General features: G+C 64.0%; 23 protein-coding genes and 1 pseudogene. 13 read left to right on the top strand and 11 right to left on the bottom strand.

Going from position 1 to position 22,551, the window contains the following annotated elements:
* Nucleotides 1–38: 38 nt before the first annotated feature.
* Nucleotides 39–740, bottom strand: a complete 702-nt coding sequence (locus IVB01_RS33495) for a class I SAM-dependent methyltransferase (protein ID WP_247495203.1) — start codon at nt 738–740, stop codon at nt 39–41.
* A gap of 114 nt (nt 741–854) precedes the next feature.
* Between IVB01_RS33495 and IVB01_RS33490 the strand changes: the two genes are divergently transcribed.
* On the top strand, nt 855–1,379 hold the full coding sequence (locus IVB01_RS33490) for a DNA starvation/stationary phase protection protein (RefSeq protein ID WP_247495202.1): 525 nt from the start codon (nt 855–857) through the stop codon (nt 1,377–1,379).
* A 189-nt stretch (nt 1,380–1,568) separates the two neighbouring features.
* Here IVB01_RS33490 and IVB01_RS33485 read toward each other — a convergent pair whose 3' ends face one another.
* Nucleotides 1,569–2,093, bottom strand: a complete 525-nt coding sequence (locus tag IVB01_RS33485) for a cupin domain-containing protein (protein ID WP_247448708.1) — start codon at nt 2,091–2,093, stop codon at nt 1,569–1,571.
* 184 nt (nt 2,094–2,277) lie between these two features.
* Entirely contained in the window at nt 2,278–3,468 is a 1,191-nt protein-coding gene (gene carA / locus IVB01_RS33480; protein WP_247277475.1) for a glutamine-hydrolyzing carbamoyl-phosphate synthase small subunit, read from the bottom strand.
* A 227-nt stretch (nt 3,469–3,695) separates the two neighbouring features.
* On the opposite strand from carA, the gene IVB01_RS33475 reads away from it, so the two are divergent.
* The 3 genes from IVB01_RS33475 to IVB01_RS33465 all read left to right on the top strand — a co-directional run bounded on the left by IVB01_RS33475 (nt 3,696) and on the right by IVB01_RS33465 (nt 7,209).
* Nucleotides 3,696–4,151, top strand: a complete 456-nt coding sequence (locus IVB01_RS33475; RefSeq protein WP_247277474.1) for a GatB/YqeY domain-containing protein — start codon at nt 3,696–3,698, stop codon at nt 4,149–4,151.
* A 93-nt stretch (nt 4,152–4,244) separates the two neighbouring features.
* On the top strand, nt 4,245–5,384 hold the full coding sequence (locus IVB01_RS33470) for an epoxide hydrolase family protein (RefSeq protein WP_247277751.1): 1,140 nt from the start codon (nt 4,245–4,247) through the stop codon (nt 5,382–5,384).
* 214 nt (nt 5,385–5,598) lie between these two features.
* A complete protein-coding gene (locus IVB01_RS33465; RefSeq protein WP_247277473.1) occupies nt 5,599–7,209 on the top strand; it encodes an acyl-CoA synthetase in 1,611 nt (536 codons plus the stop codon).
* A gap of 176 nt (nt 7,210–7,385) precedes the next feature.
* On the opposite strand, the gene IVB01_RS33460 is transcribed toward IVB01_RS33465, so the two are convergent.
* From IVB01_RS33460 to IVB01_RS33450, 3 genes are read right to left on the bottom strand one after another with little or no spacing between them, the layout of a single operon-like run.
* Complete coding sequence (locus IVB01_RS33460) at nt 7,386–7,898, bottom strand: SRPBCC family protein (protein WP_247277472.1); 513 nt, start codon at nt 7,896–7,898, stop codon at nt 7,386–7,388.
* Nucleotides 7,895–8,365, bottom strand: a complete 471-nt coding sequence (locus IVB01_RS33455; RefSeq protein ID WP_247277471.1) for an SRPBCC family protein — start codon at nt 8,363–8,365, stop codon at nt 7,895–7,897. Before IVB01_RS33455 ends, IVB01_RS33460 begins: the two co-directional genes overlap by 4 nt.
* Nucleotides 8,358–8,672 carry a helix-turn-helix domain-containing protein gene (locus IVB01_RS33450; RefSeq protein WP_247277470.1) on the bottom strand — a complete coding sequence of 105 codons (315 nt, stop codon included), beginning with the start codon at nt 8,670–8,672 and terminating at the stop codon, nt 8,358–8,360. Before IVB01_RS33450 ends, IVB01_RS33455 begins: the two co-directional genes overlap by 8 nt.
* 191 nt (nt 8,673–8,863) lie before the next feature.
* Between IVB01_RS33450 and IVB01_RS33445 the strand changes: the two genes are divergently transcribed.
* Nucleotides 8,864–9,484, top strand: a complete 621-nt coding sequence (locus IVB01_RS33445; protein ID WP_247277469.1) for a LysE family translocator — start codon at nt 8,864–8,866, stop codon at nt 9,482–9,484.
* Nucleotides 9,485–9,487: 3 nt separating this feature from the next.
* Here IVB01_RS33445 and IVB01_RS33440 read toward each other — a convergent pair whose 3' ends face one another.
* The gene (locus IVB01_RS33440; protein ID WP_247414967.1) at nt 9,488–10,291 is read right to left on the bottom strand and encodes an N-formylglutamate amidohydrolase; all 804 of its coding nucleotides are present in this window, start codon (nt 10,289–10,291) and stop codon (nt 9,488–9,490) included.
* A 197-nt stretch (nt 10,292–10,488) separates the two neighbouring features.
* Here IVB01_RS33440 and IVB01_RS33435 point away from each other — a divergent pair, with 197 nt between their 5' ends.
* Nucleotides 10,489–10,887 carry a gamma-glutamylcyclotransferase family protein gene (locus IVB01_RS33435; protein ID WP_247277750.1) on the top strand — a complete coding sequence of 133 codons (399 nt, stop codon included), beginning with the start codon at nt 10,489–10,491 and terminating at the stop codon, nt 10,885–10,887.
* Here IVB01_RS33435 and IVB01_RS33430 read toward each other — a convergent pair.
* The gene (locus IVB01_RS33430; protein ID WP_247277468.1) at nt 10,884–11,447 is read right to left on the bottom strand and encodes a chlorite dismutase family protein; all 564 of its coding nucleotides are present in this window, start codon (nt 11,445–11,447) and stop codon (nt 10,884–10,886) included. The genes IVB01_RS33435 and IVB01_RS33430 overlap by 4 nt on opposite strands.
* A 263-nt stretch (nt 11,448–11,710) precedes the next feature.
* Between IVB01_RS33430 and dnaG the strand changes: the two genes are divergently transcribed.
* Nucleotides 11,711–13,723: a DNA primase gene (gene dnaG / locus IVB01_RS33425; protein ID WP_247277467.1), complete on the top strand. Its 2,013-nt coding sequence runs from the start codon at nt 11,711–11,713 to the stop codon at nt 13,721–13,723.
* A gap of 376 nt (nt 13,724–14,099) precedes the next feature.
* Nucleotides 14,100–16,232 carry an RNA polymerase sigma factor RpoD gene (rpoD, locus tag IVB01_RS33420; protein WP_247277466.1) on the top strand — a complete coding sequence of 711 codons (2,133 nt, stop codon included), beginning with the start codon at nt 14,100–14,102 and terminating at the stop codon, nt 16,230–16,232.
* Nucleotides 16,233–16,409: 177 nt separating this feature from the next.
* Here rpoD and IVB01_RS33415 read toward each other — a convergent pair whose 3' ends face one another.
* Nucleotides 16,410–16,646, bottom strand: coding sequence for a hypothetical protein (locus tag IVB01_RS33415; protein ID WP_247277465.1), 237 nt, complete (start codon nt 16,644–16,646; stop codon nt 16,410–16,412).
* A gap of 742 nt (nt 16,647–17,388) precedes the next feature.
* On the opposite strand from IVB01_RS33415, the gene IVB01_RS33410 reads away from it, so the two are divergent.
* Nucleotides 17,389–18,195, top strand: coding sequence for a lytic murein transglycosylase (locus tag IVB01_RS33410; protein ID WP_247277464.1), 807 nt, complete (start codon nt 17,389–17,391; stop codon nt 18,193–18,195).
* A gap of 64 nt (nt 18,196–18,259) precedes the next feature.
* Here the strand turns inward: IVB01_RS33410 and IVB01_RS33405 are convergent.
* Nucleotides 18,260–18,385, bottom strand: a pseudogene (locus tag IVB01_RS33405) (acetoin dehydrogenase); the annotation flags it as partial.
* A gap of 154 nt (nt 18,386–18,539) precedes the next feature.
* Between IVB01_RS33405 and IVB01_RS33400 the strand changes: the two are divergent.
* From IVB01_RS33400 to IVB01_RS33385, 4 genes are all read left to right on the top strand, one after another.
* Complete coding sequence (locus IVB01_RS33400) at nt 18,540–18,914, top strand: response regulator (RefSeq protein WP_247277463.1); 375 nt, start codon at nt 18,540–18,542, stop codon at nt 18,912–18,914.
* Nucleotides 18,915–18,969: 55 nt separating this feature from the next.
* Complete coding sequence (locus tag IVB01_RS33395; RefSeq protein ID WP_247277462.1) at nt 18,970–19,581, top strand: LysE family translocator; 612 nt, start codon at nt 18,970–18,972, stop codon at nt 19,579–19,581.
* 589 nt (nt 19,582–20,170) lie between these two features.
* Nucleotides 20,171–21,379, top strand: coding sequence for a GGDEF domain-containing protein (locus IVB01_RS33390; protein WP_247277749.1), 1,209 nt, complete (start codon nt 20,171–20,173; stop codon nt 21,377–21,379).
* A gap of 34 nt (nt 21,380–21,413) precedes the next feature.
* Nucleotides 21,414–22,040 (top strand): peptidoglycan recognition family protein, encoded by a 627-nt coding sequence (locus tag IVB01_RS33385; RefSeq protein ID WP_247277748.1) that lies wholly within the window; start codon nt 21,414–21,416, stop codon nt 22,038–22,040.
* A 55-nt stretch (nt 22,041–22,095) separates the two neighbouring features.
* On the opposite strand, the gene IVB01_RS33380 is transcribed toward IVB01_RS33385, so the two are convergent.
* Nucleotides 22,096–22,437, bottom strand: coding sequence for a hypothetical protein (locus IVB01_RS33380; RefSeq protein ID WP_247277461.1), 342 nt, complete (start codon nt 22,435–22,437; stop codon nt 22,096–22,098).
* Nucleotides 22,438–22,551 lie beyond the last annotated feature (114 nt).

Below are 22,551 nucleotides of genomic sequence, written 5' to 3'. Positions count from 1 at the left end.
TCGGAGGCGCGGCAGGCCACCTCGGCTGGTTGTTATACTTAACGGATCAGAGGTGGCCGCGCGATGAAGGTCATGCGCCAGTGATTGTGGCCGATATTGGTGTGCGCGCGCTGGACGACGAACCCGGCCGCCGTCAGCTTCGCGGTGATCTCCGCCTCGCTGTAGCGCTGGAGCCCGATGCGTGAGCGCAGCTGGCGATAGTCCGAGAGCGCGGTGCTGATCAGCCCGACCAGCGCGTCCTTCAGGAAGCCGTGCCGCACGCCGAAGCTGAGCAGCGCCATCACGTCCCTGACCATGCCGACATTGGGCTGGAGGATATCCCCGAGCACCAGCTTGCCGGAGGGTTTTAGGATCCGGCGGATGTTGAGGAGAGCGCCATCCAGCTCCTCCGGCGTCATGTATTGCGCGACCGAGTTCATCACGACGAGATCGATCGACCGGTCCTGCATCTCGCGGACGTCATCGAGCGAACGGACGCGGATCTTGGTGTTCGGAGCGAACCGCGCGATCAGCCGGCCGCGCACTCCCGGCGCGGGCTCGGCCAGGATCAGCTTGCCACACGCGGCGGCCACCTGGTTCGCCGACAGCGCCTCGCCGCAGGCATAGTCCAGCACCACGGCGTCGGACGAGGGGATATAGCCGATGATGTCCCGCGCAATGATCTGGAAGTGCAAGTCGCGATGCAGCTTGCTGACATAGATCGTATGCGTGGAGTCGTAATAATCGATCCAATCGTCCATGGTATTTGAACATCCCGGCCAAACGGTTCCGCCAACGGAACCGGCGCTGCCCGCCTTGCGTTAGGGGTGCGACGGCGCGCCGTCAATGTCCGCGTCCTAACAGGAAGGTCTCCCGTGAGCAAAACCAACAACAAGGTCTCGCCCGATCTCGACACCCCCACCGATCTGCCGCCCGATGGGGTCAAGAAGGTCTCGCAGGCGCTCAACGTGCTTCTGGCCGACGCATTCGCGCTGTATCTGAAAACCAAGAATTTCCACTGGCACATCAGCGGCCGGCATTTCCGCGATTATCATTTGCTGCTCGACGAGCAGTCCGACCAGATCTTCGCCACCACCGACCAGCTCGCCGAGCGCGTCCGCAAGATCGGCGGCACCACGCTGAGGTCGATCGGCCAGGTTGCAAAACTCCAGACCATCAAGGACAACAACGAGGACTACGTTCCGCCGCGCGAGATGCTGCGCGAGCTGATGCAGGACAACAAGCACGTCGCGGCTGCGATGCGTAAGGCGCATGAGGTCTGCGACGAAGCCGGCGATGTCGCCAGCGCCAGCATCCTCGAAAACTTCATCGATGAGACCGAGCGCCGCACCTGGTTCCTGTTCGAAGCCACAAGGCAGGAGGGCAGCAACGCGGGGTAGGGCGCTAATTCTTCCGCAACGTCGTCCCGGACAAGCGCGCCCCAAGCGCGCGCAGATCCGGGACCCGTCGCCACAGGCTTGAGTTTGGCGAAGACTCGCGGCCGCCATTTCCCGCCAAAACGTCTTCCTGAGGGTATGGGTGCGGCCGGCGCCGGGACGACGACCGCGTGTTTGGCCGGCGTTCTCGACTCACGACCGCCACAACCTCATCAGCGCGCCTTCCTTGCCCGTCACCGGATCGGCCGGCGGCATCGCGACTTGCGGAATCGTCTTCAGCGCCTTGGCGTGATTTTCAGCCGTCGCCCGCGTGATCTCCATCTTGGCGCCTGGCGGATAAGCGCCGATCACGCAGAAATCGTCGCTCGCCTTGATGCATTGGTGGCCGGTACCGGCCGGCAGGATCGCAACGTCGCCCGCCTTGATCTGAAGCTCCTGGCCATGGTCGCCGCCGAAGCGGACGCGAGCGCTGCCGCGCGCAACGCCGAGCACCTCATGCACGGTCGAATGATAGTGCAGATAATCGTAGACGCCGTTGCGCCACGTGCCGCCCCAGCCGTTCGCTTCGAACAGCTCTTCGATAGTCTCTTCCGGCTGCTCCGGATCGAGCTTCACCGCGCCCTGGTAAACCAGGAACGGGAGGATGTTGTTTGGCACGAGCCCGTCATCTTCGAACACGATGGCGAGCGGCTCGGCCTTGTCGCGGACGACGGACATGGCGGGGCTCCTGCTACACGAGAGTGCCCGGACAACATTTCATCCTGTGCAGGCGTTCCTGGACAGGTGTCGTGTCCCGGACGCGAAGCCGCGCGAAGCGATGCGTCGCTGAGCCCGGACCCGGAACGCCGTGTCTATGGCCCCCGGTTCAGCAGTGCATCACGCCGCAAAGGCGATAGCGCCCTTACGCGCTCTTCTTCTGCCGCATCAGATCGGCAAAGCGCTGGAACAGATAGTGCGAGTCGCGCGGGCCGGGCGAAGCCTCGGGGTGGTACTGCACCGAGAACACCGGCTTGCCGTCGAGCTGGATGCCGCAATTGGAGCCGTCGAACAGCGAGATGTGGGTCTGCGTCGCACCCTTCGGCAAAGTCGTCTCGTCCACGGCAAAGCCGTGGTTCATCGAGGTGATCTCGACCTTGCCGGTGGTCTCGTCCTTGACGGGATGGTTGGCGCCGTGATGGCCCTGGTGCATCTTCTTGGTCTTGGCGCCGACGGCGAGACCGAGCATCTGGTGACCGAGGCAAATGCCGAAGGTCGGCGTGCCCGACTTGATCACGTCCCGGATCACAGGTACGGCATATTTGCCGGTCGCCGCCGGATCGCCCGGGCCGTTCGACAGAAACACGCCGTCCGGCTTCATCGCAAGGATATCCTCAGATGAAGTCGTTGCCGGCACCACCGTCACCTTGCAGCCGACGCCGGCGAGCAGGCGCAAGATGTTGCGCTTGATGCCGTAATCGATCGCCACCACGTTGAACTCGGGCTTGTCCTGGCGGCCGAAACCCTTGTCCCACAGCCAGGGAGTCTCGTCCCAGGTGAAGCGCTGGCCGGACGTGACCATCGGCACGAGGTCCATGCCTTCGAGGCCCGGCCACTCGCGCGCCTCTTCCTTGAGACCGTGCAGATCGAACTCACCCTTCTTGGAATGCGCGATCACGGCGTTGGGCATGCCGTTGGAGCGGATCAGCGCGGTCAGCGCGCGGGTGTCGATGCCGGAGAGGCCGATGATGCCGCGAGCCCTCAGCCACTGGTCGAGGTGCTTGGTGGCGCGGTAGTTCGAGGGATCGGTGATCGCGGTGCGCAGGATCACGCCGCGCGCCCCGGGCGTTGCCGCCATGTTCACCGTCTCGATATCTTCCTCGTTGGTTCCGACATTGCCGATATGCGGGAACGTGAAGGTGATGAGCTGGCCGGCATAGGAGGGATCGGTCAGGATCTCCTCATAGCCGGTCATCGCGGTGTTGAAGCAGACCTCGCCGACGGCGTGGCCTTCGGCGCCGAGACCGAAGCCTTCGAGCACCGTGCCGTCGGCAAGCACGAGGAGCGCGGTCGGTTTGTGGTCCGGCCAAGCGGGATCGTTGTCATGTTGTGTCATGAGCGCGTTTCATAGTCTGCGCTGGCCCCGCCGTCAAAGCGGGACAGGCCGGATTCACATGCGTTTTTGCATATTTGACGGGCGGCTTCGGGCACTTAAGCCGGAACTGGCAACTTTGAGCCATTTCGAGCCCCGGCAAGGAAACAATGCACCGGCGGGCCGGTCCGGTATGGCCTCTTGCCCGCGAACGGCTTAGATCAGGCGCGACAGATTGAGAGGACCCGACCATGCTGCGCGACAACATCAACAATGCGGTCAAGGAGGCCATGAAGGCCAAGGACGAGCGCAAGCTGTCCACGCTACGCATGGTCAATTCGACCATCAAGAATGCCGACATCGACGCTCGCGGCAGTGGCAAGCCGCCGCTGTCGGACGCCGACATCCTCGCGGTGCTGCAGAAAATGATCAAGCAGCGCCAGGAGGCGGTTGAGCTCTACGACAAGGGCGGTCGCGCCGAGCTCGCCACCCAGGAGCGCGAGGAGATCGTGGTGATCTCGGCGTATTTGCCGAAGCAGATGTCGGACGACGAGGTGAAGAAAGCGATCTCGGATGCGGTCACTGAAACCGGCGCGGCCGGCATGAAAGACATGGGCAAGGTGATCGCAGCGTTGCGGGCGAAGTACGCGGGACAGATGGACTTCGGTAAAGCCAGCGGCTTGGTGAAGGCCGCACTGTCGGGCTAGGCTTTTCCTCTCTCCCCTTGCGGGTGAGGGTGGCTCGCTTTGATGCCGCGTCAGTTCGGTCTATTCTCTCTTTAAGGAAAATGGGGAGGCATGATGACCGGCGCCATCAAACCGTTCCGCATCGCCATCAGCGACGACGTCCTCGCCGACCTCAAGTCGCGCCTCGCCCGCACCCGCTGGCCGGAGGCGGAGCTGGTCGATGATTGGAGCCAGGGCGCGCCGCTGCAATGGATCCGGGAGATCTGCACCTATTGGGCTGATGGCTATGACTGGCGCGCCCGCGAAGCAGAGCTGAACCGCTTCGAGCAGTTCACCACCGAGATCGACGGGCTCGACCTCCATTTCCTGCATGTGCGGTCGACGCAGCCGTCCGCGCTGCCGCTGATCATCACCCATGGCTGGCCCGGCTCGATCGTCGAATTCCAGAAAGTGATCGCGCCGCTGGTCGATCCTGCCGCGCATGGCGGCAATCCGGCTGATGCGTTTCATGTCGTCTGTCCCTCGCTGCCGGGCTTCGGCTTCTCGGCCAAGCCGAAGACCACGGGCTGGGGCGTCGACCGCATCGCGGCGACCTGGGCGAAGCTGATGGACCGGCTGGGCTACGCGCGATACGGCGCGCAGGGCGGCGACTGGGGCTCGGCGGTGACGAGCTCGCTCGGCGCGCAGGACGCCGAGCATTGCGCTGGCATCCACATCACGTTGTCCTTCAATTCGCCGCCACGGATCGAGGGCGAGCCGACGGCGGAAGAGAAGCGCGCGCTCGCCGGGCTCAAGCATTATGTCGATCTCGATTCCGGCTATTCCAAGCAGCAATCGACGCGGCCGCAGACGCTCGGCTATGGCCTGACGGATTCGCCGAGCGGGCAGGCGGCCTGGATCTTGGAAAAATTCTGGGCCTGGACCGATTGCAACGGCCATCCCGAGAACATCTTCACCAAGGACGAGCTGCTTGACAACGTCATGCTGTACTGGGCGACGGAGACCGCGACCTCCTCTGCGCGGCTCTATTGGGAAAGTTTCGGCAAGCGCCGCACCACGCCTGTCGTGAAGGTGCCGACGGGCGTCGCGGTGTTTCCCAAGGAGATCATCACGCCGGTGCGACGCTGGATGGAGCCCAACTTCCCCAACATCACGCATTGGAGCGAGATGGAGAAGGGCGGCCATTTCGCCGCTTTCGAGCAGCCGGAGCTGTTCGTGCGCGATGTCCGGACGTTTTTTGCGACGGTGCGCTAACTCTCACCGTCATGCCGGGGCGCCCCGGCTTGTTCGCCGAAGCTTGATGAGCGAAGGCAGAAGGGCGAGCCCGGAATCTATCGCGCCACGGGAAATGCCGCATGATGGATTCCGGGTTCGAAGCTGGTGCGTCGGCCGCAATGACCGCGGCGGGGCTTGTCCCGAGCATCCACGGCTCTAAACTGGGCGACAACTACTCTGGAAACGTGCTGCCATGCTGACCGAAGCCGCAACTTACGACGAGCTCTATCGCAATTTCCGCTGGGACATTCCGGCGCGATTCAACATCGCGGAGGCGTGCTGCGATCGCCATGCCGACGGCAGCGGCCGGCTCGCGCTGATCTATGTCGACGAGAACCGCGTGACCACGCGCACGTCCTTTGACGAGGTCGCCGAGATGTCGCGCCGCTTCGCCAACGTGCTGAAGGCGGATGGGCTGTCGCGCGGTGACCGCGTCGCGGTGTTCCTGTCGCAGTCATTGGAGCTGCCGATCGTACACATGGCTGCGTTCCGGACAGGCCTGATCTCGATTCCGCTATTCGCGCTGTTCGGCGAGGACGCGCTGGAATTCCGCCTGTCGAATTCCGAGGCCAAGGCGATCGTGACTGACGAAGGAGGCTGGGAGAAGCTGTCGAGGATCCGCGATCGCCTGCCGGAGCTGACGAACGTCTATGTTGTCGGCGAGCGCGTTCCGGCAGGCGCGAAATCGTTCTGGGATTCGGTGAAAGCGGCCTCACCCGATTTCGTGCGGGTCGACACCTCCGCCGATGATCCCGCACTGATCATCTATACCTCTGGCACGACCGGCAATCCCAAAGGCGCCCTGCATGCGCACCGCGTCGTGCTCGGCCATCTGCCGAATGTGGAGATGTGCCACAACTTCCTGCCGCGCGCCGGCGATCTTATGTGGACGCCGGCGGACTGGGCCTGGATCGGCGGCCTCGTCAACGGCCTCTTGGCGTTCTGGTATCACGGCATTCCCCTGGTCGGTCATCGCGCGCGCAAATTCGAGCCGCAGGCAGCGATGCAGATGATGGCCGATCTCGGCGTGCGCAATGTCTTTCTGCCGCCGACGGCACTGAAGCTGATGCGACAGGCCGGTGTGAAGCACCCCGGCGTCAAGCTGCGCAGCATTTTTACCGGGGGTGAATCTCTGGGTGGCGAATTGCTCGGCTGGGTGCGCGAGACCTTCGGCATCGATGCGCACGAAGTGTTCGGCCAGACCGAATGCAACCTGGTGATTGGCAGCAATTCCAACCTGTTTCCGATCCGCCCCGGCGCGATGGGCAAGGCGACGCCAGGCTTCGACGTTCGCATCGTCAACGACAAGGGCGAGGAATTGGCGCGCGGTCAGCGCGGCATCATCGGCGTGCGCCAGCCATGTCCCGTCACCATGCTCGAATATTGGCGCAATCCGGAGGCGACGGCGAAGAAATATGCCGGCGAATTCCTGCTCACCGGCGATCTCGGCGTGCAGGATGAGGACGGCTATTTCTGGTATGTCAGCCGCGAGGACGACGTCATCACCACCGCCGGCTATCGCGTCGGCCCGTCCGAGATCGAGCACACGCTGATGAAGCATCCGTCCGTGGCGATGGCCGCGGTGGTCGGCATTCCCGATCCGATCCGGACCGAATCGATCAAGGCTTGGATCGTGCTGCGCCCCGGCTTCACCGGCAGCGACGCACTCGCGCACGAGATCCAGGAGTTCGTCAAGGTGCAGCTCGCCGCGCACGAATATCCGCGCTTCGTCGCCTTCGCGGAGACGCTGCCGATGACCGCCACCGGCAAGGTGCTGCGGCGCGAGCTGCGGGCGAAAGGTTAGCCTCTGACAATGGCAAAGACGCCTCAAGCCGCGGGCCCATAGCCGTATGGGATGTTGTTGGCGCGAAGCCGTAACCACGAGTCTTCGCCAAAAACTTCACCCTTTCGCTATGGCGCCCGGATCGGCGCGCGCTTGAGGCGCGCTTTGTCCGGGACGACGACACGGAGGCCGTCGCCCTACGGCGTCTTGATCCCCATCGCCTTCAGCGCATCGAGCATCCGCTGCGGCGGGCCCGGCTTGACGACCAGCGGCTTGCCGGTCTCGAGCAGGCTCTTGAGGCTCGACAGGATCGCCGGCCAGCCGGAGCGCCCGCCTGCAAGAATGTCATCGCTGAGCGGGCGGTCGTGGCCTTCGCTCATGGTGAGCCGGACGGCATCGCCGGCCTGTGCGATCTCGTAGGTGACGAGGGTCGGGCCGAGCTTCTCGATCAGATCGGGCCAGTTCACGTTGAACGTGACCGCGAGCTTTCGCGGCGGATCGTAGGCGAGGACCTCGCCGCTGATGTGCACGGCGCCGTCGGGCGTGCGCACGATGAAGGCGCCGCCGAGCCGTGGCTCGACCTCGACGGCATTGCCGAAGAAATACTGTCGGCTGAACTCTGCCGAAGTCAGCGCCTCCCACACCTTCTCGGGCGTGGAGGCGATGTAGATGGTGTAGACAGTCAGCGGCGTGAACTGCTCGAGCTTCATTTTGCGTCGAATCCCTTGTTGAGCGCCGTGCGCGGGATGGCGAGTACTTTGCCTCTCTCCAGCAGGCTCTTGAGCCCGGACAGGATCGCCGGCCAGCCATTGGAGACGGCGCCGAGATACTTGCCGCCCTCGACAAAACCGTCATGCAGCACGGTCAAACGCACCAGCGAGCCGAACGGTTCGATGGTGAAGACGACACGCGATATCGGCTCGCCGCGCAGCTCCTCGTATTTCTGGTGCTTGAAACTGTAGGACAATCGCCGCGGCGGATCGGCCTCGAGGATTTCGCCGGAATCGGTGATCTCGCCGTCGAGCGTGAGGGCGAAGGAAGAGCCTACCTTCCAGTCGGATCTGACCTCGGCGCCGAACCAGTACTGCCGCGTAAACGCGCTGTTGGTTAGCGCCTCCCAAGCCTTTTCCGGTGTGGTCTCGATGTAGGTGACGTAGACGAATTCCGGCTTACTCATCGCGTTTCTCCAGCTGACGTTTCAACTCGCTAAGTGCGGCGAGCTTGCCGCGCTCGAATTTCCTGATCCAGCGTTCGCCGATCTGATGGATCGGCACGGGGTTGAGATAGTGCAGCTTCTCGCGGCCATGCCTGATGGTGGTGACGAGATTGGCCTCCTCCAGAATGCCAAGGTGCTTGGTCACCGCCTGACGCGTCATGGCAAGGCCTTCGCAGAGCTCGTTCAGGGTCTGGCCGTTCCGGGTGTGAAGCCTGTCCAGCAGCGACCGTCGTGACGCATCGGCGAGCGCTTTGAAGACCTCATCCATGGTTATGATGATAGGCAACCAAATGGTTGCATGTCAAGCGGCGCTTGAGAAATCATGTTTTTGGTCGCGTGCAATCTCTCCGCTGCGGGACGAGGCGAAGAGCTCCCCGCAAGCGGGAACACGAGATCTGCGAGCTTCCGTTCCGGCCTCCGCCATGCATTAATGCGTACAAACCGCAGCGAGTCCTCCCCATGATGTCCATGCAAGCCTATCTCGCCTTCGTCGCTGCCTGCATCGCGCTGGCGTTGCTGCCGGGGCCGATCGTCACGCTCGTCATTGCCAACGGCCTGCGGCACGGCACCCGCGCGGCGCTCACCAACGTTGCCGGCGCGCAAGCGGGTCTTGCCATCGTGATTGGCATCGTCGCGGTCGGTCTGACCTCGCTGATGGCGACCATGGGGTACTGGTTTGACTGGGTACGCTTTGCTGGCGCCGCCTATCTGGTGTGGCTCGGCATCAAGTTGATCTGGACGCCGGTCGACGGCGTTGACGTCGACGCGCCGCCTCCGCCGCCGCGCGGCGGCTTCTTCCTGCAAGGATTCCTGGTGCTGCTGTCGAACCCTAAAGTGCTGGTGTTCTTCGGCGCCTTCATTCCGCAGTTCATGGACATGAACCACCCGCACTTTCCGCAAGTCGCGCTGCTTGGTGCCACCTTCATGGTCACGGCGGTCATGACCGACGCGCTCTACGCCATCGCCGCCGGCCGCGCCCGAAAATTCTTCTCGGCCCGCCGCACGCGGATGATGTCGCGCATTTCCGGCGGCTTCATGATCGGCGGCGGCATCTGGCTGGCGCTGACCAGGGCGAAGTGAGGCTTACACCAACAGCTCCGCCTTCAGCTCAACCTCGATCTCGGCAAGGATCCGCGCCAGCCGTTCCGCCCATTGCTGCTGGCCGGACTGGTCGGCGATCAGATCCTGGCGGATCTCGATGCCGGTGTTGACGAGGCCCCGCGCCTCGCCGTGCACGGGGATGGTGTAGTCGGTGAGGTCGTTCACCGCATAGGGCTCGTTGTCGCCGACGACGAGATCGCTTTCAGCGCGGAGATGTTTCAAGAGAAGCTGCGGCAGCACGGTGTCGCGGTTATACAGGGCGCCGACGTGCCAGGGCCGCGCGACGCCGGCATAGACCGGCGTAAAGCTGTGCAGCGACACCAGTGCTGTCGGCCGCTTGTCGCGCAGGCGGCGGTTGAGGGCGGCGTCGATGCGATGATGATAGGGCGCGAAAATCTCGCGCCGCCGCGCCTCGCGCTCCCACTCCGAAATACCCTCGTTGCGCGGAATCGCGGTGGCTTCAGAGATCACGGGGATCGAGCTCACAGCGGCGGGCGGGCGGTTGCAGTCGATCACGAGCCGCGAATAGCGCTGCGCGATCAGATGCGCGTCGAGCATTTTTGCGAGCCGCTCGGCGACGCCGGCGATGCCGATGTCCCAGGCGATGTGCCTCACAAGCTCGCTTTCCGCGACACCGAGATTGCCGAGCGCGCGCGGCAGCACCCGCCCGTAATGATCCGCGGTGAGCAGGAAGGGCGATTGGCCTGCCGTATTCACCTCATGCACTGGCGCAATGTCGCCCTCGCCGAGGAGTTGATCGGTCGCGTCGGCCGTATCTAGAGCCATCCTGATTGCCTATGGAAAAACTGCCGCCCTGAAGTTCGAAGAAAATCGGTATAGATCGGTTCGCTTCAAATCACCATGCTCGACCGAGGATGCCGCTGAGAGCGTCATTGCCTGTACATCGTGGTCCTGGCTTTCGCCAGGACGACAGCGAATATGCGGCGTTGTCGTTCCGCGCCATTGCCAGCTATACACACCGGATGACCTGCGATCGTCTCTTCGTCTACGGCACCCTGATGCGCGGCTTCGATCATCCGATGGCGCGGCTGCTCGCGGCTCATGCGGATTTCCTTGCCGATGCGACCTGCCGCGGTCGGCTCGTCCTGGTGAAGCATTATCCGGGGCTATTGCTGTCGGACGCGCCGTCCGACATCGTCCATGGTGAGCTCTTTCACTTGCGCGCGGGCGACGAGCTGCTGCGCGAGCTCGACATGTACGAGGCCTGCGGCGAAGGCTTTCCGGAGCCGACCGAATATCTGCGCCAGCTGATCGACGTGTCGCTGCCGGACGGCACCAGCAGCAAGGCCTGGACCTATGTCTACAACTGGCCCGTCACCGATCTTCCGCGCATCGTGTCCGGCCGCTTCCTGAAGCATTAGGCCGACAGCACCTCCTTCACCATGCGCACGTCGACCTCGCGCTCGACATAGGTCCACTCCTCGGTCTGCCGCAGCATCGCCACCAGCTCTTCGAACAGCGCAGCATCAACCGGTGCGAATTCGAACCAGGTCAGAAAGTCGAAGGGGCTGCCGAGGTCGCGGCAATGATAGAGCTGGCGCGCGATGGCGGGCAGGTAGCGCAGGCTGCTCGCGATGTGGTGCGATCTGTCCTCGAAGATCTTGCGGCGCTCTTCCTGCGTCAGCTCCCACCAGGCCTGCGACTTGCGGATCGGGATCAGCGCTGCGCTGGTCGCCTCTAACCGGCCGAGGCCGGCCTGCACGGCGACGAGCTGCTGCTTCTCAGGCCGCTCGGTGTAACGCAAGCTGCTCGCGACGCCGACCAGCCGCCAGGCGTTGCGCGAGGGCACCAGCGGCAACGAGACGGCCTCGCTGTCGGTCACCGACAGCGCCGGCACGAAGGGCAGGGGCTCGCCCCTCACGGGCGAGATTGACGTCACGCGCCAGCCCCCGCTCTGGCCGCCTCGAAAGGTCCTGAACATGGGGGTATGGAAGCGTGGAACCGGGCGCGGTTCAAGGCCTCTCTCCACCGTCATTTGCGGGGCGCCCGAAGCGCGAGCCCGGAAATCCATTTCTGCCAGCGGTCCGGTGGCGCCATTGATTCCAGGCTCGTGCTCTGCGCGCCCCGGAATAACGCGGGGCTGTGAACAGCGCGTATAATCCCGACAAACCTGACTTTTGCGCAGGCGGCACCTATATGCCTGATCTTGGCCCGGCTCATCTCGCTCGGGCAAGACTGGATCTCATGCGCTTCACGCCCCAATTCCTCGACGAGCTTCGTGCCCGGCTTTCGGTCTCCGAAGTCGTCGGCAAGCGCGTCAAGCTGAAGAAGGCGGGGCGGGAGTGGAAGGGGTTATCGCCGTTCCAGCAGGAGAAGACGCCGTCCTTCTACGTCAACGACCAGAAGGGCTTTTACCACGATTTCTCCTCCGGCAAGCACGGCGACATCATCAACTTCGTGATGGAGACCGACGGCGTGCCGTTCGCCGAGGCCGTCGAGCGGCTCGCCAATATGGCGGGACTGCCGCTGCCGGCGGTGACGCCGGATGCGGCCCGGCATGAGCAGCGGCGCAAATCGCTGCATGACGTCATGGATCTTGCAGCAAAATTCTTCGCCGAGACGCTGGCGTCGCGCTTAGGTGCCAAAGCGCGCGGCTATCTGGCCGATCGCGCCATCTCGCCGGCGACGCAATTGCAGTTCCGCCTCGGCTATGCGCCGCCCGACCGCTTCGCGCTGAAGGAGCATCTTGGCAAGCTTGGCGTGTCCGTTGACGACATGGTCGAGACCGGCCTGCTCGTCGCCGGCGACGACATTCCGGTGCCGTACGACCGCTTCCGCGACCGCGTGATGTTTCCGATCACGGATTTGCGCGGCCGCGTCATCGCCTTCGGCGGGCGCGCGCTGGAGAAGGACGTTCCGGCCAAATATCTGAACTCGCCGGAGACGCCGCTCTTCCACAAGGGCGACAATCTCTACAACCACCAGACCGCGCGCAAAGCCACCCATGACGGCGGCGCCCTGATCGTGGTCGAAGGCTATGTCGACGTCATCGCCATGGTCACCGCGGGCTTCGCAGGCACCGTCGCGCCGCTCGGCACTGCGCTCACCGAAAGCCAGCTCGCGCTGCTGTGGAAGATGGCGGACGAGCCGATCCTCTGCTTCGACGGCGACCGCGCCGGCCAGAAGGCGGCTTACCGCGCCGCGGACCTTGCCTTGCCGTTCCTCGCGCCGGGCAAGAGCCTGCGCTTTGCGCTGCTGCCGGAGGGGCAGGACCCCGACGATCTCGTTCGCTCGGGTGGCCGCGGCGCGATCGAGGACGTGATCGCGGCGGCGCGACCGCTCGCGGAGATGATCTGGTCGCGCGAGCTCGAAGGCGGCAATTTTGCCACGCCCGAGCGCCGCGCCGCTCTGGAGGCGCGCATCAAGGAGCTCTCCAACGGCATCCGCGACGAGGTGGTGCGGCGCTATTACCGCGACGACTTTGCCAATCGGCTCCAGCGCGCCTTTGCCCCCGAAGGCGGGCGCGGCGGCTTTGGCGGCCGGGGCAGTTTCCGCCAAGGTGGCGGCGGCCGGCCGTTCCAGCCCAGGGGTGGGGGAGGCGCGAATCGATTCGGTGGCCAGGGATTTGGTGGCGCCCGCCGCGGCCCGCCCGGTCCCGTCCCGCTGCCGTCCGGTCCATACCAGGCGGCGAGCCCTCAGCTGGCGGCAAGCCCGATCATGCGCGGCCAGCGCAGTGCCATCTCCCGCCGGGAGGCCCTGATCCTGCAATGCCTGATCAACCACCCCTGGCTGCTGCATGAGCACTTGGAGGAGGTGGCCGCCCTGGAGCTGGCCCATCCCGAAGCCCATAAACTCAGGGCCGGCATCATCGCCGCCTTCGCCAACGATCATCACCACTCACCGGACCCGGGCGAGCAGGCCGAGAAGATGCGGGGCGACCTCGAGAAGGGCGGATTTTCGCAAGTTCTTCAAAGGGTTGAGAACGGCATCACGACCGCGGCGGTGTGGGGCGCCCGGGAGGGCGCGGCGCGGGATGACGTTCTTGCCACCTGGCATCAGCTGGTTGCCTTGCATCGGCAATGGCATTCACTACTTAGAGAGCTGAAGGACGCTGAGCTGGCCCTGGGGGAGGACCCCAGCGAGGCCAATTTGGCGTGGCTGCGTGACGTCAAGGCTCGGATGGGCGAAGTCGACGGTACCGAGGCCCTGATCGAGGGTTTTGGCGAACTGTCGGGTCGGCTCCAGAAGAGCATGTAATGAAAGAATCATGCGGACGGCCGGGGTCGGAACCGCTAAAAGACTCGCCAAATCCTTGGTTTGGCGGCAGAAACAGGGTTAATCGAGGCTTAACGGTCTTGTAGCACTTTGGCCCGAAGGCGGCCGCAGGCAGAACAGACGCGTCAGGAATGAATCCGCGCAACCGCTGTTGGCACTACACCTGCATCCGCTGCGACAAAGAGGCTCACGAAGCGTTAGGCAAATCCGGCGAGAGAAAGTTGGGGGTGGCGAGAAGTTTGTGCGCCGCCCTTTCCGTGTCGAGAGCTGCCGAAGCGAGAGCGTCGAGCAACAGGTTCATGTGAATTCAGGCAGGCGGGGCGCGCCGTCTGCATTGAAGCGCGTTGAGGAGCAATGGATGGCCACCAAGGCAAAGACGCTGCAGGCGAAGGACAAGGAAAAGGACGACAAGGCAGCGGATGCGCCGGAGAAGGACTCCCAGGACGCGCCCTCGCCCTTGCTCGACCTGTCCGACGCCGCCGTGAAGAAGATGATCAAGCAGGCCAAGAAGCGCGGCTTCGTGACCTTTGATCAGCTCAACGAAGTCTTGCCGTCCGACCAGACCTCGCCCGAACAGATCGAGGACATCATGTCGATGCTCTCGGACATGGGCATCAACGTCACCGAAGCCGACGACACCGAAGGCGAGGAAGACAAGGACGAGGGCGAGGACGAGACCGACAACGAGCTCGTCGAGGTCACCCAGAAGGCCGTCACCGAGGTCAAGAAGAGCGAGCCGGGCGAGCGCACCGACGATCCGGTGCGCATGTATCTGCGCGAGATGGGCACGGTCGAGCTGCTGTCCCGCGAGGGCGAAATCGCCATTGCAAAGCGCATCGAGGCCGGCCGCGAGGCGATGATCGCGGGTCTGTGCGAAAGCCCGCTGACGTTCCAGGCCATCATCATCTGGCGGGACGAGCTCAACGAAGGCAAGATCTTCCTCCGCGACATCATCGATCTCGAAGCGACCTATGCCGGCCCTGACGCCAAGGGCGGCATGAACACCGCGATGATCGCCGGCCCGAACGGCGAAGCGCCGGCCGAGGGTGGCGAAGCCACCGCGTCCGCCGCTGCCCCCGCGCATGTCGCGCCGCCCGCCGCGCCGCCGTCGCCCACCCCGTTCCGCGCCGCGCCTGCGCCCGGTGGCACTGAAGCCGGCGAAGACAAGGATCCAGCCGAGTCCGCCGCCGAGTCCGACATGGACGACGACGAGTTCGAGAACCAGATGTCGCTCGCGGCAATCGAGGCCGAGCTCAAGCCGAAGGTGGTCGAGATCTTCGACAAGATCGCCGACAGCTATAAGAAGCTGCGCAAGCTTCAGGAGCAGGACATCCAGAACCAGCTCCAGAACGAGTCGCTCTCGCCGCACCAGGAGCGCAAGTACAAGAAGCTGAAGGACGAGATCATCGTCGAGGTGAAGTCGCTCCGCCTCAACCAAGCCCGTATCGACTCGCTGGTCGAGCAGCTCTACGACATCAACAAGCGCCTCGTCTCCTACGAGGGCCGCTTGATGCGTCTTGCCGACAGCCACGGCGTCGCGCGCGAGGACTTTTTGCGCAACTACACCGGCTCGGAGCTCGATCCGCGTTGGCTCAACCGCGTCTCGAAACTCTCGGCCAAGGGCTGGAAGAATTTCGTTCATCACGAGAAGGACCGCATCAAGGACCTTCGTCACGAAGTGCATCAGCTCGCCGCCCTGACCGGCCTCGAGATCGTCGAGTTCCGCAAGATCGTGCACTCCGTACAGAAGGGCGAGCGCGAGGCACGCCAGGCCAAGAAGGAGATGGTGGAAGCCAACCTCCGTCTGGTGATCTCGATCGCCAAAAAGTACACCAACCGCGGCCTGCAATTCCTCGACCTGATCCAGGAAGGCAACATCGGCCTGATGAAGGCGGTCGACAAGTTCGAGTATCGCCGCGGCTACAAGTTCTCGACCTACGCCACGTGGTGGATTCGGCAGGCGATCACCCGCTCGATCGCCGACCAGGCGCGCACCATCCGCATCCCCGTGCACATGATCGAGACGATCAACAAGATCGTGCGCACCTCGCGCCAGATGCTCAATGAGATCGGCCGCGAGCCGACTCCGGAAGAGCTCGCCGAGAAGCTCGGCATGCCGCTCGAAAAGGTCCGCAAGGTCCTCAAGATCGCCAAGGAGCCGCTGTCGCTGGAGACGCCGGTCGGTGACGAAGAGGATTCGCACCTCGGCGATTTCATCGAGGACAAGAACGCGATCCTCCCCATCGACGCCGCGATCCAGTCCAACCTGCGCGAGACCACGACGCGCGTGCTGGCATCTCTGACGCCGCGCGAAGAGCGTGTCCTGCGCATGCGCTTCGGCATCGGCATGAATACCGACCACACGTTGGAAGAAGTCGGCCAGCAGTTCAGCGTGACGCGCGAACGCATTCGCCAGATCGAAGCCAAGGCGCTGCGCAAGCTGAAGCATCCGTCAAGGTCGCGGAAGCTGCGCAGCTTCTTGGATAATTAATTCCGATCGTCAGGCCCCGGCCTGACCCGGGCATCCATCCGGACGAAACGGCAGGCGCAAGCCCGCCGTTTTTGTTCGTGCCTGTCTACCAGTAGCGTTCAGCCAAGAAGCTTCATCTGCTTTCTATCGGCTGCTTGTCTGCAATATGCGGCGCTGGTGAGCGCTGCCGATGTCTGCCTACTTCTTCTTCACCCCGACCCGCTCAATCCGCTTGATCTCGAGCGGCGGCCGACCGCTCTTTTCGGCGATCTCGCGGTCCTGCTCCATGATGAAGCCGCGGGCGGGCTCGTCGCCGTCGAGGCCGCCGAGCAGCTCGGTGGGCACGCGGCGGTTGGAGCGCTGGGTATCGTCCTCATAGACGACGTTGAAGAAGGCGAACTCGCCTTTGGGATTGGTTCCGGGTTTCTTGGCCATGGCGGCTTGTCGTCGATCAGGGCGCCGCAGTCAAATGACTTCGGCGGTTATCGACGTCGGCAATGCATTGAAGGCAAGGATGCCCGGCGCGGCTGCCGGATCAGATGTCGTTGCCTCGGAGTGACAGGCGTCGATGTGAACCCCAGTAGGCGGCGGGCCGCGAAGCCCGCCGTTTATCTTTGGCCGTCAGTTATCTTTGGTCTTCAGTGTCGCCCGGGGCTGGCGGGGGTGACAACCTAAAATAGAAGACTATCGAAGGCGCCGTGCGATGGCAAGGCAAATCGTGGCGGCGTTGATGTCGCAGCGGGCGGATCAGATATGCGTTGGCCGCGGCATGCCGACTTGATGCGCGTCGCAACAATAGTTTGGATCACCAAATCACTTTGTTCATTGTTCGGGCCGTCGCAATGCAGCGCAACTGAATCGAGGTCCACTATCGCGGTGCATGTCCCAAGGGCTGCGCCCTGCGCATCTGAGAATCCATGGAGCTGCGACGTTGTTGCGTCATGCATGATTCGGGCTTGCGGCCACCGGGCCGCTGCGCGCGACTCGTTAAACGCCGCCCGGAACGACGAGAGGAGAGTGTCGGACAATCGTCCATCTCGCGTCGCTTGGATACGATGTCGACGCGGATCAAGCTCGCGCGCCTTCACGGCGAGGCTTTGCTGCTTTGACGCCAATTCGGTTCCCGGGCATGATCGCGCGCTACTTTGCGCGCTCATTCTTCAGAGGATTTTCCGGCATGTTGAGACACGCTTTGGCCATCGCCTCCATCGTCTGTCTGGCCGGTGGGTCGGCGCAGGCCGCGCGCTGCGGCGGCGACTTCAACGCTTTCGTCGCCAGCATGGCCGCGGAGGCGCAAGCCGCCGGCGTTTCGGCGAGCGTGACCAATGCGGCGCTCAGTGGTGTGACCCAGGATGGCGCCGTGCTCGCCTTCGATCGGCGCCAGCGCCACACCTTCAATAAGAGCTTCGAACAGTACGTCTCGACCCGCGTCGGCCCCGGCCGCATCAATGGCGGGCGGGCGCTGCTCCAGCGCCATGCCGCGCTGCTCTCGCGGATCGAGCAGAAGTTCGGCGTGCCCCGCTACATCCTGGTCGCGATCTGGGGGCTGGAGAGCGATTTCGGCAAGGGCGATACCGGCAAGCTGCCGGTGATCCGCACGCTGGCAACCCTGGCGCATGACTGCCGCCGTACCGATCTGTTCCAGGGCGAACTGCTCGCCGCGCTCAAGATCGTGCAGCGCGGCGACCTGCCGCTGCGCGATCTCATCGGCGCCTATGCCGGCGAGATCGGCCAGACCCAGTTCCTGCCGTCGTCCTACATCAAATACGGCGTCGATTTCGACGGCGACGGCCATGTCGACCTCCGCCACAGCGTTCCCGACGTGCTCGCCTCGACTGCGAACCTGCTCCACACCAGCGGCTTCAAGATGGGCCAGCCTTACGGCGAAGGCACGCCGAATTTCGAAGCAATGCGCGAGTGGAACAGGGCGGTGGTCTATCGCAAGACGATCGGGTATTTCGCGGATCGGCTGATGGAGCAGTGAGGGGGCCATGGCTAACTAGGCTCGCAAATGACGGGGCGTCGCGCTGCTGTCGCGCCGCGCCCAGGCGCAAGCGCTGGAGCAGATCCATGAAACGGGCGTCGTTGCCGATCAGGATGCGAGGCTCGTTCCTCTCGATGCCTCTGATGATGCGCAGGGCGGCATCCTTCGGCGTGGTCTTCGCCGCGTTCTCCGGTCATGGCGGCGGCGCCGCGAATCGCAGTCATGGATCTCCTCGCCAAGTCCGGAAAGCGGGAACTATGATTTACATTTTTTCAGAATGGAACTGAACCACGACCGATTTGGGCCTTTAACATACGATACGAAGCAAGCATTGGGAGCCGCTCATGGGACAGGCACAGCCTTTTCGTGCAACAGCGCTGATCGTCGAAGACGACCACATGCAGCGGGAGATGCTTTGCGTTCTCCTCGAGGAAAGTGGGTACGACGTGATCCAGTGCGAGAGCGCGGAGGCGGCCGAACGCGTGCTGGAGAAGAATGCGGGCGCACTCTGCCTGATGCTGACTGACGTTCAGCTCGCTGGCCGCATGAACGGGGTCGAACTCGCTCATCTCGCCAAGGACCGTAATCCGAAGCTCGACGTCGTCGTCACCTCCGGGCGGCCTCTGATGCAGGCGCTGCCTGACGGTGCCAAGTTCTGGGCCAAGCCGTGGGCGCCGCTCGATGTGTTGCGCGAGGCCGAGATCGCGCAGCTGTCCTGAGGGCCGTTGCCGACCATCGCTTTTCCGACGCAAGGCGCGGTGATAACGTCCAATCATGACCTGGTCGTTCCTGCTCACCTCGCTCATCGTGGTCGCCTCGCCCGGCACCGGCGTGCTCTACACGCTGGCGGCGGCGCTCACCCGAGGCTCGCGCGCCAGCATCGCGGCGGCCTTGGGCTGCACGCTGGGGATTGTGCCGCACATGATGGCGGCGATGCTCGGCCTTGCCGCGGTGCTCCACACCAGCGCGCTCGCCTTCGCCGCGCTGAAATGGTGCGGCGTCGCCTATCTGCTCTACATGTCCTGGCAGGCGCTGCGCGAGCGAGGTGCGCTCGCGGTCGAGGGCAAGATCAAGGAGCGGTCGAGCGGCCGCGTCATCGTCACCGGCTTCCTGATCAACATCCTCAATCCCAAACTGTCGATCTTCTTCCTCGCCTTCCTGCCGCAGTTCATCGCGCTCGACGAGGCCCATGTGCTGGCGCGGATGCTGGAATTGAGCGGCGCCTTCATGGCGATGACCTTTGCGGTGTTCGTCGTCTATGGCCTCTGCGCTGCCTCGGTGCGCGAGCGCGTCATCTCCCGGCCCCGCGTCATGGCCTGGCTGCGCCGCAGCTTCGCCGCCGGCTTTGCCGCACTCGGCGCCAAGCTGGCGTTCGCGGAGCGGTAGTCTTTCTTTCTCCCAATAAAAAAGCGGGCCTTGCGCCCGCCACCCTTCAAACTCTCGATCTTGCCCGACGCCCGGGCGGAGCGAGGCTCCACCCGGGCAAAGAAAAAGAAGCCGCGTTACTTCTTCTTCGCCTTCTTGGCCTTCTTCGCCTTCTTCTTCGCCGCCTTCTTCGCTTTCTTAGCCATAGTATCCTCTTAGGGTTTAATGGTGGGAACGCGACACGAGGGATGCTCGGCGGAGGGCCAGCCTCGCAACATCCTCGACGACAAACTCAGCAGATTCGCGCTCCTCTGCCCCGCGTCGTCATATCTGTGTCATCGTGTTATCCACAGCTCAGATGCATTTTCAGGTGATTTTGCTGCGCGAATCCGCATCGCCGCGTCGGCGCACCGTCGCTTGCGACAGGCTTAACGATCGACAACAGCCAGGCGCCGTTCATGAATCCAAAACCAAAGGCGCGTTTTCAAGAGTCGCAGTGAGACTCCATTAAGCGCAACTCGCGCATTGTCGCCGGAAGAAAACGGGGATGGGTGATGGACGGACGGCTGCCAGGGACGGGGGGCGCGACGCTGCGCGTGCTGCACGCGCCATGCTGAACGTACCGACATTGTGGACGGTCTTCGTCGTCAACTTCCTGGCGCTCGGTGTGATCTGGGCCTACGTGACGCGCTCCTATCCGAAATTCGCAGCCGCGCGATTGTGGATGGCCTCGTCCTTCGTCGGCGCGGCCGGCGCCATGACGGCCCTGATCCGTCTGTTCGTCGCCTCGCCCCTGCCGCTTCTGCTCGGCGCAGCCGGCGTCATTGCCGCGAGCTGCCTCGCCGCCATGGGCATTCAGCGCTTCTATGACCGGCCGGTCTCGTGGCGTCTCATGACCGCAACGGGAGGCTTGAGCCTCACCGGCGTCGTGGTCTTTACGGTCGGCTTCGAGCACATGCAGCTGCGCATGCTCAGCTACACGCTCGGCCAAGCCTTGCCGTTGGCGCTGGCGCTGCGCCTCCTGCTGTCGCCGGAGGGGCGTGTCAGCCCCGGCGCGCGGCTGTCCGGCATCGTCATCCTCAGCATCATCGCGATCCTGTCCGCCCGTATGGTGGGCAATCTGCTTGGCCACGATCTCTCGGCGCGGGCCGGCGGCCAGACCCATGCCATCATGGTGCTGGGGCTGCTGTTCCTGTCGATGACGCTGAATTTCGGTTTCCTGCTGCTGGCAATGGACAGCTTGCGCAACGAGGTTGCCGACCTCGCGCTGCTCGACGATCTCACCGGCGTCGCCAACAGGCGGCATCTGCTGCAGCGCCTGACCGAGGAATGCGCGCGCTCGGAGCGCGGCGGCGCGCCGTTCTCGCTGCTGGTGATCGATCTCGACGGCTTCAAGACCATCAACGATACCCATGGCCATGCCGCGGGCGACGCCTGCCTGAAGCACTTCACGCTGATGGCGCAGACGCGCCTAAGGCCCGGCGACATGCTGGCTCGTACCGGCGGCGACGAGTTCTGCATCGTGCTGCCGTCGTCGTCGCTGCGCGAGGCTGCCGCGATCGCCCGCCGCGTGCTCGAGGTCTGCCGTCAGGACGCCGCGGCCTGCACCGGCCGCGACATTCCGATCGCGATCTCGATTGGGGTTGCGCAGTGGGACCGCGGCATCGGTCAATTCCCGGACCGCCTGATCGCGCGTGCCGACCACGCCCTCTACGCTGCCAAGAAGAACGGCAAGAACGATCTTGCCGTCTACGATCCGGCCCCGCCGCTCTCGCCCGAGCCGATCGGTCGAGGTGAGGCCGCGCACAACTTCGCGTAAGGGCGTGCTACATCAGGGGTCGCATTGGACCCGCATCACGATGTCCCGCCTGCTCGCGGCCGTTCTCGCCGCTCTGTATCTGACCATCCCCGCCGCCGCTGAGGATGCCGAGCTCGAAAAACTCGCGCGCGCCTCCGGCACGCCCGAGATTCCCGGCCTGAAGATCGTGTGGCTGGCACCATGGCGCGACGTCGACAGCGCAAACCGTTGGCGCAACATCATCGTGCACCAGACCGAGGGGCCGGCCGGTTCGGCGCGGGGCGGCGCGCTGGCGCAGGCGAAGAACCCGACCCGGCGCGGGGTCACGGTGTGGGTCGAGACCGACGGCACGGTCTATTGGGCGGCGGCGGAGAATTTGGTGCCGACCCATGGCGACGGCGCCAACCGCAACGACAACAAATACATCGACAACAGGTCGACCTATCGCCAGGTCGTGCGCGACAATTCGATCGGCGTCGAGTTCGCCGGAAATTATCCTGACGTCGCGGCCGGGCCGACCGAGGCGCAGGTCGCGGCCTGGAAGATCCTCGTTAAGGTGCTGCGCATGCGCTACGGCATCCCGGCCGATCGCGTCTACGCGCACAATTGGATCGACTACAAGGATGCCCGCTATTGCGAAGGCTGCTGGCTCGCGACGCTGGCGAGGGTTTGGGGGGAGTAGCAAGTGCGCTCCTCGCCCCGCTTGCGGAAGGTGAATGACCAGCGGCCGGGACGAGCTAAACCGCCGGCGACATCCAGCCGAAAAGCCGCTGGATCAATCCCGGCCGCCGCGGCACCACCGGCGGGCCGTCTGCGGCCAGCACGCGTTTGAAGAAATAATCCAGGAACACCACGTCGTTCGGTTCGGTGACGGTGAATTGCTCCTCGCCGAAGAACACGCTGTAGCTGTAGAAGAACGGGCCCATCAGCGGGATCGTCGCCGTGCCGGCATAATCCTTCGAGATCACGAATTCCGACGGCTCGAGCCCGTGCTCGCGCATCGCCTGCTCGACCAGCGGCAGCTTGCGCAGGAACTGGGCTTCGAAGCCGCCGACGGTGGATTGCAGGATGATCGACACGGTGCGTCCATTGGCTTGATTGTTGTCGCCCGGTCATTTTGGGTCGGTTGACCGGACGCGCGGGTTCAAGGCAAGCTCGGTTTCGACCCACGTTGGGTGAGGTTGATCACTCAA

Origin of the sequence: Bradyrhizobium sp. 164 (genome assembly GCF_023073715.1) — a bacterium.
Classification (GTDB): Bacteria; Pseudomonadota; Alphaproteobacteria; order Rhizobiales; family Xanthobacteraceae; genus Bradyrhizobium.
The sequence above is the reverse complement of the archived record's forward strand: the minus strand, read 5'-3'. Positions and strand labels throughout refer to the sequence as shown.

Excerpts from the sequence above, each read along its gene's own strand:
- IVB01_RS33400 (WP_247277463.1), top strand. The coding sequence starts at position 18,540 with ATGGGACAGGCACAGCCTTTTCGTGCAACAGCGCTGATCGTCGAAGAC.
- IVB01_RS33410 (WP_247277464.1), top strand. The coding sequence starts at position 17,389 with ATGTTGAGACACGCTTTGGCCATCGCCTCCATCGTCTGTCTGGCCGGT.
- IVB01_RS33460 (WP_247277472.1), bottom strand. The coding sequence starts at position 7,898 with ATGAAGCTCGAGCAGTTCACGCCGCTGACTGTCTACACCATCTACATC.
- dnaG (WP_247277467.1), top strand. The coding sequence starts at position 11,711 with ATGCGCTTCACGCCCCAATTCCTCGACGAGCTTCGTGCCCGGCTTTCG.
- IVB01_RS33430 (WP_247277468.1), bottom strand. The coding sequence starts at position 11,447 with ATGTTCAGGACCTTTCGAGGCGGCCAGAGCGGGGGCTGGCGCGTGACG.
- IVB01_RS33455 (WP_247277471.1), bottom strand. The coding sequence starts at position 8,365 with ATGAGTAAGCCGGAATTCGTCTACGTCACCTACATCGAGACCACACCG.
- IVB01_RS33495 (WP_247495203.1), bottom strand. The coding sequence starts at position 740 with ATGGACGATTGGATCGATTATTACGACTCCACGCATACGATCTATGTC.
- IVB01_RS33475 (WP_247277474.1), top strand. The coding sequence starts at position 3,696 with ATGCTGCGCGACAACATCAACAATGCGGTCAAGGAGGCCATGAAGGCC.
- IVB01_RS33445 (WP_247277469.1), top strand. The coding sequence starts at position 8,864 with ATGATGTCCATGCAAGCCTATCTCGCCTTCGTCGCTGCCTGCATCGCG.
- IVB01_RS33390 (WP_247277749.1), top strand. The coding sequence starts at position 20,171 with ATGCTGAACGTACCGACATTGTGGACGGTCTTCGTCGTCAACTTCCTG.
- IVB01_RS33435 (WP_247277750.1), top strand. The coding sequence starts at position 10,489 with ATGACCTGCGATCGTCTCTTCGTCTACGGCACCCTGATGCGCGGCTTC.
- carA (WP_247277475.1), bottom strand. The coding sequence starts at position 3,468 with ATGACACAACATGACAACGATCCCGCTTGGCCGGACCACAAACCGACC.
- IVB01_RS33465 (WP_247277473.1), top strand. The coding sequence starts at position 5,599 with ATGCTGACCGAAGCCGCAACTTACGACGAGCTCTATCGCAATTTCCGC.
- IVB01_RS33470 (WP_247277751.1), top strand. The coding sequence starts at position 4,245 with ATGACCGGCGCCATCAAACCGTTCCGCATCGCCATCAGCGACGACGTC.
- rpoD (WP_247277466.1), top strand. The coding sequence starts at position 14,100 with ATGGCCACCAAGGCAAAGACGCTGCAGGCGAAGGACAAGGAAAAGGAC.
- IVB01_RS33450 (WP_247277470.1), bottom strand. The coding sequence starts at position 8,672 with ATGGATGAGGTCTTCAAAGCGCTCGCCGATGCGTCACGACGGTCGCTG.
- IVB01_RS33485 (WP_247448708.1), bottom strand. The coding sequence starts at position 2,093 with ATGTCCGTCGTCCGCGACAAGGCCGAGCCGCTCGCCATCGTGTTCGAA.
- IVB01_RS33395 (WP_247277462.1), top strand. The coding sequence starts at position 18,970 with ATGACCTGGTCGTTCCTGCTCACCTCGCTCATCGTGGTCGCCTCGCCC.
- IVB01_RS33415 (WP_247277465.1), bottom strand. The coding sequence starts at position 16,646 with ATGGCCAAGAAACCCGGAACCAATCCCAAAGGCGAGTTCGCCTTCTTC.
- IVB01_RS33440 (WP_247414967.1), bottom strand. The coding sequence starts at position 10,291 with ATGGCTCTAGATACGGCCGACGCGACCGATCAACTCCTCGGCGAGGGC.